This window comes from Nonomuraea aridisoli, assembly GCF_003236395.1.
In the GTDB taxonomy this organism is placed as follows: Bacteria; Actinomycetota; Actinomycetes; order Streptosporangiales; family Streptosporangiaceae; genus Nonomuraea; species Nonomuraea aridisoli.
In genome coordinates this window covers 58,485-66,796 of record NZ_POUD01000014.1, presented here as the reverse complement: position 1 = coordinate 66,796, position 8,312 = coordinate 58,485, and the positions used below count along the sequence as shown (strand labels likewise).

At 71.8% G+C, this 8,312-nt stretch carries 8 protein-coding genes; 3 read left to right on the top strand and 5 right to left on the bottom strand.

Annotation, left to right across the window (positions count from 1 at the left end; all coding sequences use genetic code 11):
• Positions 1–2: 2 nt before the first annotated feature.
• Both C1J01_RS54250 and C1J01_RS05975 read right to left on the bottom strand, forming a co-directional pair.
• The gene (locus C1J01_RS54250; RefSeq protein WP_235854284.1) at positions 3–440 is read right to left on the bottom strand and encodes an SURF1 family protein; all 438 of its coding nucleotides are present in this window, start codon (positions 438–440) and stop codon (positions 3–5) included.
• Positions 441–467: 27 nt separating this feature from the next.
• Positions 468–935, bottom strand: coding sequence for a winged helix-turn-helix transcriptional regulator (locus tag C1J01_RS05975; protein ID WP_111176856.1), 468 nt, complete (start codon positions 933–935; stop codon positions 468–470).
• A gap of 59 nt (positions 936–994) precedes the next feature.
• Between C1J01_RS05975 and C1J01_RS05970 the strand changes: the two genes are divergently transcribed.
• Both C1J01_RS05970 and C1J01_RS05965 read left to right on the top strand, forming a co-directional pair.
• The gene (locus C1J01_RS05970) at positions 995–1,504 is read left to right on the top strand and encodes a GNAT family N-acetyltransferase (RefSeq protein ID WP_111176854.1); all 510 of its coding nucleotides are present in this window, start codon (positions 995–997) and stop codon (positions 1,502–1,504) included.
• Positions 1,501–2,097, top strand: a complete 597-nt coding sequence (locus tag C1J01_RS05965; RefSeq protein ID WP_111176852.1) for a TetR/AcrR family transcriptional regulator — start codon at positions 1,501–1,503, stop codon at positions 2,095–2,097. Before C1J01_RS05970 ends, C1J01_RS05965 begins: the two co-directional genes overlap by 4 nt.
• Positions 2,098–2,112: 15 nt before the next feature.
• Here C1J01_RS05965 and C1J01_RS05960 read toward each other — a convergent pair whose 3' ends face one another.
• On the bottom strand, positions 2,113–2,415 hold the full coding sequence (locus C1J01_RS05960; RefSeq protein ID WP_111176850.1) for a hypothetical protein: 303 nt from the start codon (positions 2,413–2,415) through the stop codon (positions 2,113–2,115).
• A gap of 149 nt (positions 2,416–2,564) precedes the next feature.
• On the opposite strand from C1J01_RS05960, the gene C1J01_RS05955 reads away from it, so the two are divergent.
• Positions 2,565–3,968, top strand: coding sequence for a DUF7059 domain-containing protein (locus tag C1J01_RS05955; protein WP_111176848.1), 1,404 nt, complete (start codon positions 2,565–2,567; stop codon positions 3,966–3,968).
• A gap of 291 nt (positions 3,969–4,259) precedes the next feature.
• Here the strand turns inward: C1J01_RS05955 and C1J01_RS05950 are convergent, their stop codons facing one another.
• Both C1J01_RS05950 and C1J01_RS05945 read right to left on the bottom strand, forming a co-directional pair.
• Entirely contained in the window at positions 4,260–7,331 is a 3,072-nt protein-coding gene (locus C1J01_RS05950) for an AfsR/SARP family transcriptional regulator (protein ID WP_111176846.1), read from the bottom strand.
• A gap of 253 nt (positions 7,332–7,584) precedes the next feature.
• Positions 7,585–8,229, bottom strand: a complete 645-nt coding sequence (locus tag C1J01_RS05945; protein ID WP_111176844.1) for a GNAT family N-acetyltransferase — start codon at positions 8,227–8,229, stop codon at positions 7,585–7,587.
• Positions 8,230–8,312: the final 83 nt, after the last annotated feature.

The window sequence follows — 8,312 nt, the reverse complement described above, 5'->3', positions numbered from 1 at the left end:
ATCTACACGCGTAAGATCGTCGGCAGCGTCAGACGTGTATAACAGACAGCGGGCACCCAGCCGCGGTTGACGATCACGGCCGTGCCGGCGCCGGTGACCAGCGGGGTGAGGACGTAGAAGCCGTTGCGCCCCTCCTGGGGGCGGCGGCGTACGACGAGGGCGTGCGCCGGGTCGTACGTGCCGGCGACCGTGACCTTCCTGAACCGGTCGTCCTGCCGGACCGGCCGCCCGGGGGCCGCCAGGCGCTCCAGCGGCACGGGCGGGGCCTCGATGTTGGCGGTCACCCGCTCGCTGTTGGCCGAACGTTCCTCGAAGCGCCCGAACTGCCACTGCCCGAGCAGCACGAAGGCGGGGATGACCAGCAGCACCACGACGTGCAGGGCGAGCCATCGGGGCGTCAGCAGGAACCGGTACACGCCTTCCAGGGTAGGCACCGGCATGGGTGCCCCCGTACGCGACCGCCCTGCTCAGGCGCTCTTGGGGACGGCGCCGGGGCCGGGCAGGCGCGTAACCTCGCGCGGGCCGCCGACCTCGTGGCCCTCGGCGCAGCGGGTGTGCAGCTCGATGGGGGCGCCGCAGTCGCGGTGGGTGAGCATCACGGGCGGGCCGTCGGCGCCGGCGAGGTGCTTGTCGCCCCAGTGCATGAGCGCGACGAGAAGCGGAAAGAGCTCGAGCCCCTTCTCTGTGAGCCGGTATTCGTCGCGCTGGCGCTGCCCCGGCTCGCGGTAGGGCTCCTTGCGGAGCAGGCCCTCGTCGACCAGCCGGGCGAGGCGGGCGCTGAGCACCTGCCGGGGGGCGCCGGTGTTGGCCTGCATGTCGGCGAACCTGCGTACGCCGTTGAACGCCTCGCGTAGCACGAGGAAGGTCCACTTCTCCCCGACGATGCCCAGGGTGCGCTCGATCGAGCAGTTGGCCACCCGGAAGGGAACGTTCATCCCTCAATCATACCTGAGTTCATTTGACAGACCCAGGATTCGGCGTTCAGGCTGAGTCCATGGAACGAACTCAGATCCGTCCGGCACGTCCCGACGACGAGGAACGGATCGGGCACTTCCTCGCCGGGCTGTCCCCGCGCACGCAGACCTTCCGCTTCTTCACCGGCGGCAGGATCCCCGGCCTGGCGCGCACGCTGCTCGCCGTGGACGAGCGCCGCGACGCGCTCGTCGCCATCACCGACGCCGGCGAGATCGTCGGCCACGCCATGAGCTACCGGGGCGGCTGCGCCGACGTGGAGATCGCGGTCGTGGTCACCGACGCCTGGCAGGGGTGCGGCATCGGCCGCCGGCTGATCGACACCCTGCTGGTGCGGGCGTCCGTACGGGGCGCGAGGACCGTGGGCATGGACGTCATGGGCGAGAACCGGCGTGCGCTCCGGCTCATCCGCAGGCGCTGGCCGGACGCGGAGATGAGGGTGAGTTCCGGTTCGGTGGAAGTCCTCGCTATGCTCGACCAGGCCCATGCATTTGCGGAACAAGGTTCTGGTGGCACACCATTGACAGTGTGAAGAGTGTCAAGAACGGACGCGACGGCCGGACCCGCATCATCGAGGGCGCCCTCCGCCGCTTCAGCCAGGACGGCGTCTCCGCCACCACCCTGGCCAGCCTGCGTGAGGAAAGCGGCGTCAGCGTCGGCAGTTTCTACCACCACTTCGCCAGCAAAGAGCACGTCTTCGGGGTCCTGTACGCCGAGATCCTCACCGCCTACCAGGAAGCCTTCCTGGCCGAGCTGGTGAGCCACGACGACGCCCGCGCCGGCATCGAGGCCGTGGTGGCCTTCCACATGCGCTGGGCGGGCGAGCACCCCGAGCGCGCCAGGCTGCTGATCAGCGAGCGACCCCCGCGCAAGCACGAGCCGGGCGGCGCCGAGGTGGCCGAGGCGCGGCGCGGGTTCTTCAAGAAGGTCTCCGACTGGTGGCGGCCGCACATGAAGAACGGCCTGCTCCAGCCCGTCCACGCCACGATGTGCTACGTGCTCTGGCTCGGCCCGGCGCAGGAGATGTGCCGGCTCTGGTTCGCCGGCGCCCACACGCCCACCGACGAGGAGATCAAGGGCCTCGGCGAGGCGGCCTGGCAGAGCCTGCGCCAGCCCCCGGCCTGATTTTTCCCGGCCCTGTCAGACGTGCTGCCGGACCCTCGTGGGAACGTGCCAACTCGCGTGGTCGAGCGAGATGTCGAGCCGCAGGTCCCCCCGATGCCTGCGCAGACCGGGCACGCGCAGCCGGTCGTGCACGTCGAACCTGCCCCGGTGGGGGTAGCCGAACCCCAGCTCCCCGGGCAGCACACGCAGGTCGTCGCGGTTGCCGCACGTCGGGCACGTCCAGGACACCAGGTCCAGGCCGCGGTTGTAGTCGGAGCAGGCGCTGAAGTACTCGTCGGGGCCGAACCTGGACTCACAGGCCAAGCACGGGATCAGCATGGTCCGCTCCTCGTGTGACGTGGTGACCTCACTAGAGATATCCTGCGCGACTTGTTCTCCGCTTGCAGAACTCTTGGGTACGCGGGTAACAGTCTGAGCACTGCCGGTATCGGATCATCCGTACGGGTCCGCGGTGAAAGGATGGACTCGTGGAACGACTGCGCGATCATCTCCTTCGGTCCGGTTACACGATCGACGGCGTACGCGAGCGGCTCGGCACCGTGGCCGCCTCGGCGCTGGCCCGTGAGGAGCTGGTGCCGGCGTTGCGCGCCACCGCCGACGGCGACCCGCTGGCCACGCTGATCCGGCTGTGGTGGCTGGGCGTCGCGGTGCCGGTCAAGGGCGTCGCGCCGGAGGTGCTGGAGTCGGGGCTGGTCACGGTGGACGGCGACCAGGTGAGCGCGACCGTGCATCTGCAGCCGTGGGAGACGGGCGGCTACGTCGTCTCCGACCGGAAAGTACGCCCCGGCGACCCCGCGCTCCGCCCCGACCACGTCGTGGGGGCCGGCGGGGCCTCGGCCAACCTCGCCCAGCTCGTCACCCGCCGCCCCGTGGGCCGCGCGCTCGACCTCGGCACGGGCTGCGGCGTGCAGGTGCTTCACCTGGCCGGGCGCGCCGAGCGGATCGTCGCCACCGACGTCAACCCGCGGGCCCTGGAGCTGGCCCGGCTGAGCTGGGCGTTGTCCGGCGTCTCGGGCGTCGACGCGCGCGCCGGCTCGATGTACGAACCCGTCGAGGGCGAGCTGTTCGACCTGGTCGTGAGCAATCCGCCGTTCGTCGTCGCACCTCCCGGCGAGCGGACGCTGACCTACCGCGAGACGGGCGCCGACGGCGACGCCTTCTGCCGCGACCTCATCAAGCGCACGCCGGCCCGCCTCGCCCCCGGCGGCCAGGCGCACTTCCTGGCCAACTGGCTGCACGTCGAGGGCGAGGACTGGCACGACCGGGTGGGCGGCTGGCTGAGCGAGACCGGCTGCGACGCCTGGATCGTCCAGCGCGACGTGCAGGACCCGGCCGAATACGTCGAGCTGTGGCTCAGGGACGCCGCCGAGCAGGGCACCCGCGCCTACGCCGACCACTACGACCGCTGGCTGGCCTGGTTCGACGAGCAGCGGGTCGAGGGCGTCGGCTTCGGCTGGATCACCATGCGCAACTCCGGGACCCTCGACCCGGTCGTCCGCGTCGAGCACCTCGACCACCAGGTCGTGCTCCCGGTCGGCGACTACGTCGACTCCGTGCTCGACGCCGTCGCGACCGCGCACCGGGCGACCGGGCTGGAGTCGGCGCTGCTGCGCACCGCCGACGGGCTGCTCGACGAGCGCATCGGGCTGCCGGGCGCGGAGGACCCGATCCGCATCGTCCTCCGCCAGACGCAGGGCCTGCGCCGCAGCCGGGAGGTCGGCACGGTGGAGGCCGCGCTGGCGGGCGTGTGCGACGGCCAGCTGGCGCTCGGGCCCCTGCTCAACGTGATCGCCGAGCTGGTCGGCGGTGGCGAGATCCCCGACGCCGACGCGGTCAGGCCGCTCATCGCCGAGGGATTCTTCCTGCTTTGATCCGGCGTTGATTCGACGTTGACTCCGCGGGTGGAGGGTGTGGGGCACGGCACGGCCCTGGGGGGTTCGAGGGCCGTGTCAGGTCCGGCCGGTCGTCTGTGTGAGGCGGCTAGCCGCCGCGCGGAGCATCCGGATGACCGGGCCCCCTGGCGACGCGCGGCGGTAAGGATGGCCGGCCGGGCTGACGACCGTCGACCAGGAACTCGAGGGAAACGCGAGGGACATCGTGACTCCCCAAGGACAGCCTTGATCAACCATGTGTGGATGACACGTCTGGACGACGAGCTGTACTCAGGACTCGACGACGGGCTCGCCGACGGCGCTGACGGTGTCGTCGGCGGTGGTGTCGGCGGTGTCGTCGGCGGTGGGGACGCCGTCGAGCAGGACCTTGAGGTCGCCGGCCTCGGGAGCGCCGAGCCGGGAGAAGATCTCGAAGGCCTGCCGTAGGCAGTCGAGGCTCCTCGTCGTGTTGCCGAGACCGCTCAGCGCCTTGCCGAGCACGGTGAGGGACAACGCCTCGCCGTACGGGTGGCCGATCTCGCGCGAGACCACGAGGGCCTGCTCGGCGTGGCGCACGGCGTCGGGGTAGCGCTCGGCGGCGATGAACGTCTCGGCCAGCCGCGAGCACACCCGCTGCTCCCAGACGCGCTGCTTGCTCGCCCGGAAGAACGCCAGGCACTCGGCGTGGTGGTGGACGGCCTCGGTGAGCCGGCCGACGCGCGACAGGACGATGCCGAGGTGGTAGCGGGCCCGGGCGGTGCCGGCGCCGCTGCCGATCTCGGTGAAGATGGCCAGGCCCTTCTCCGCGGCGGCGATGGCGTCCTCGGGGCGGCCGAGGCCCAGGTGCTCGCGGGCGGAGTAGCTGAGCACCAGCGCCTCGCCGGCGGGCACGTCGTTGTCGCGGTAGAAGCCCATGGCCGAGTCGAACAGGGCCAGGGCCTCGGTGTGGCGGCGCTGCCGGCCCACGACGACGGCCAGGGCGTTCAGCACCTCGCCGGTGACGATCTTCTCGCCGCGGGCCAGCGACAGCTCGTACGCGGTCCTGAAGTGCTCCTCGGCCTCCTTGAGCCGGTTGCCGGCGAACATGACGCGGCCCAGCACGTAGCCGGCGCGCAGCTCGGCGGCCTGGTCGCCGATCCGCCGGGCGGCGGCCAGCACGGCGCGGGTGCCCTGGTCGAACTCGCGCGTGTGGGTGCCCGACTCCAGCAGCGGCTCCATGGCCAGCAGCAGGTCGGCGGCGGGCAGCAGCTGCTCGGCGGTACGCGCCGCCACGGCGGCCTGGTTGATGGCGGCGAACAAGGAGTCGCCCTCGGCCAGCAGCCAGGCCACGGCCTCGTCGGCGGAGTGGAAGGTCCGGCCGCTGCCGACCACCACCAGGTTGCCGGGGATCATGCTGCCCTCGTAGGCCAGGCGGTGCGCCGACTGGGCGGAGGCCAGGTAGAAGCCGAGCAGGCGGCGCAGCGCCATCGTCTTGGCCTGGGGGCGTTCGGTGCGGTCGAGCACCCGCCGGGCGAAGAGCTTGAGCAGGTCGTGGAAGCGGTAGCGGCCGGGCCCTGGGGCCTCCAGGAGGCTCGCGTCCACGAGCGACTCCAGCACCTCCTCGGCCTCGAACGCGCTCATCGACAACACCGCCGCCGCCGCGCCCGCGGAGATGTCGGGCCCGTTGGGCAGCGACAGCAGCCGGAACGCGCGCGCCTGCGCGGCCTCCAGCTGGCCGTAGCCGAGGGCGAAGGTGGCCTCGACGGCCATGGTGCCGACCTTGAGCTCGTCGAGGCGGCGCTGCTCGTCGGCCAGCCGCGGCACCAGCGAGGCGACCGTCCACGAGGGCCGCGCGGCCAGCCGGGCGGCCACGATGCGGACGGCCAGCGGCAGGAAGCCGCAGGCGGCGACCACGTCCATGGCCGCGCCGTGCTCGGCCGAGACGCGCTCGGCCCCGGCCACCGCGGCGAACAGCGACAGGGCCTCGTCCGGCTCCATCACGTCGAGGTCGACGAGCCGCGCCGAGGGCAGGTCGGCCAGCTTGACGCGGCTGGTCACGATGGCCGCGCACCCGGGGGAGCCGGGCAGCAGCGGGCTGACCTGCTCGGCGTCGCGGGCGTTGTCCAGCAGCACGAGGATGCGCCGGTCGGCCAGGATCGAGCGGTAGAGGGCGGAGCGCTCGGCGAGGCCCTCGGGGATCACGTCGGGCGGGATGCCGAGCGCGCGCAGGAAGCCGCCGAGCGCCGACTCGGGCGCGGTGGCCTCGTCGCTGTAGCCGCGCAGGTCGGCGTAGAGCTGGCCGTCGGGGAAGGCGTCGTCGAGCAGGTGGGCGACGTGCACGGCGAGCGCGGTCTTGCCGACGCCGCCGATGCCGGAGATCGCCACCAGCGGCACGCCCTCCGACGAGAGCGCCGACGACTGGGCCGACAGCAGCGTGCGCAGGCGTACGGCGAGCTCCTTGCGGCCGGTGAAGTCGCTGACGGCGGCGGGCAGCTGGGCGGGGCGGGGCAGCTCGCGCGCGGGCGCCGGCTGCTCCTCCTCGTCGGTGGCCGGCTCGGCCGGCAGCTCGGCGGACTGCTCGGCGGGCTGCTCGGGCAGGGCGAGCGTCGGGTCGGCGGCCAGGATGCGCTGGTGCAGGGCGCTCAGCTCGCGGCCCGGCTCGATGCCGAGCTCCTCGATCAGGGCCTCGCGCGTCTCGGTGAACACGTTGAGGGCGTCGCCCTGCCGGCCGCAGCGGTAGTAGGCCAGCATGAGCTGGGCGCGCAGGCGTTCGCGCAGCGGGTGGTCGGCGGTCAGGGCGATCAGCTCGGAGACGACCTTGGCGTGGTTGCCCAGCTCCAGGTCGACGTCCATGAGCGTCTCGATGACGCTGATGCGCCGCTCGACCAGCCGGTCGCGCTGGTGCTCGGCGTACGGGCCGACTGCGCCGGCCAGCGGCTCGCCCTCGAAGAGCGCGAGCGCGGCCCGCAGGCACCGGGCGGCCTCGCCCAGGCGGCCGGCCTTCCTGGCGGACTCGGCCTCGGCGACGCTGCGTTCGAAGCGGGTCAGGTCGAGGGCGTCGGCGGGCAGGCGCAGCGCGTAGCCGCGGCCGATGGAGGTGAGCAGCTCGGGACGCGAGCGCGCGGGCCGGTCGGGCTCGAGGACCGTGCGCAGCCTGGAGACGTACGTGCGCAGCGCGCCGAGGGCCCGCGGCGGGGCCTCCTCGCCCCAGACCGCGTCGATCATCTCGTTGGGGGTGACCGCGTGGCCTTCGCGCAGGAGCAGCATGCCGAGGATGGAGCGCTGCAGCGGGGTGCCGAGGTCGAGCTCCCCGCCGTCTCGCCACGCGCGGACAGGACCGAGCACGGCGAACCTCAGCCCGCCCTCACCGCTCTGACCAGCCATGCCGTATGTCTCCAAGCCAATGGAACGATTTGTTACCAAATGATAGATCTATCACTACATGTCACCTAGATCGCCGGATGATCGTTCATCGAAGCGTTGATCCGCCGTTGATCCGCTGTTGAGCTCGCCCTCGGATGCTGGTGTCGCCGGTCGTGACACGCATCGCGGGGGCGTGTGTCATGTAGAGCGCGCGAAGGCGGGAAAAAATACCGGCCCCGCCCTGAAATCAGGGCGGGGCCTCGTGGACGTTTTCTCAGGCTGCCTCGACCAGTCCGAGCCGCAGGGCCAGCCGCTCACGCACGGCCGGCCATTCGGAGTTCAGGATCGAGTAGAACGCGGTATCTCGGACCGTGTTGTCGGCGCCTCGGCTGTCCGCTCGCCGCACCCCGTCGAAGTGTGCGCCGAGGGCCTCGATGGCGGCCCGGGATCTGGTGTTGCGTACGTCTGCCTTCAGGGTGATGCGGTGGACGTCCCACGTGTCGAAAGCATGTGAGAGCAGGAGGAACTTGCTCTCCCGGTTGACCCCCGTGCCCTGGGCGCTCGCGCCCAGCCAGGTGTAACCGATGTCCGCCACGGACGGGATGTCGCCCACCGCACCGCGAGTACCCGGCGGCCAGGGCATGGGGCCCTGCCAGTACTCCAGGTGCATGAGACGGGTGGCACCGACCACGCGGTCGGTGTTCAGCCACCGGATGGCGAAGGGCAAAGTGCGTCCCTCCGCCTGCTCAGCCAGGGCGGCCTCCACGTAGGAGACCACCTCGTCCCGGCCATCCGGGACCCGAGTGAAGGCATAGGTGGAGCGGTCTTCACTCGCCGCGGCGACGAGGTCATCGACCGCCGCGAGGCTGAGAGGTTCCAGGCGCACGGAGCGCCCGGACAGGGTGACGAGTGCGGGCATGTGCACATGATGGAGGGAGGTGGGGGTGCGCGTAACCATGCAGTTCGGGAGATCTTTTACCTAGTTACGCGGGCCGGGTGTTT

What these genes read in the sequence shown, in the direction of transcription:
- C1J01_RS54250 (WP_235854284.1), bottom strand. Translation starts at nt 440, where the DNA reads ATGCCGGTGCCTACCCTGGAAGGCGTGTACCGGTTCCTGCTGACGCCC.
- C1J01_RS05975 (WP_111176856.1), bottom strand. Translation starts at nt 935, where the DNA reads ATGAACGTTCCCTTCCGGGTGGCCAACTGCTCGATCGAGCGCACCCTG.
- C1J01_RS05970 (WP_111176854.1), top strand. Translation starts at nt 995, where the DNA reads ATGGAACGAACTCAGATCCGTCCGGCACGTCCCGACGACGAGGAACGG.
- C1J01_RS05960 (WP_111176850.1), bottom strand. Translation starts at nt 2,415, where the DNA reads ATGCTGATCCCGTGCTTGGCCTGTGAGTCCAGGTTCGGCCCCGACGAG.
- C1J01_RS05950 (WP_111176846.1), bottom strand. Translation starts at nt 7,331, where the DNA reads ATGGCTGGTCAGAGCGGTGAGGGCGGGCTGAGGTTCGCCGTGCTCGGT.
- C1J01_RS05945 (WP_111176844.1), bottom strand. Translation starts at nt 8,229, where the DNA reads ATGCCCGCACTCGTCACCCTGTCCGGGCGCTCCGTGCGCCTGGAACCT.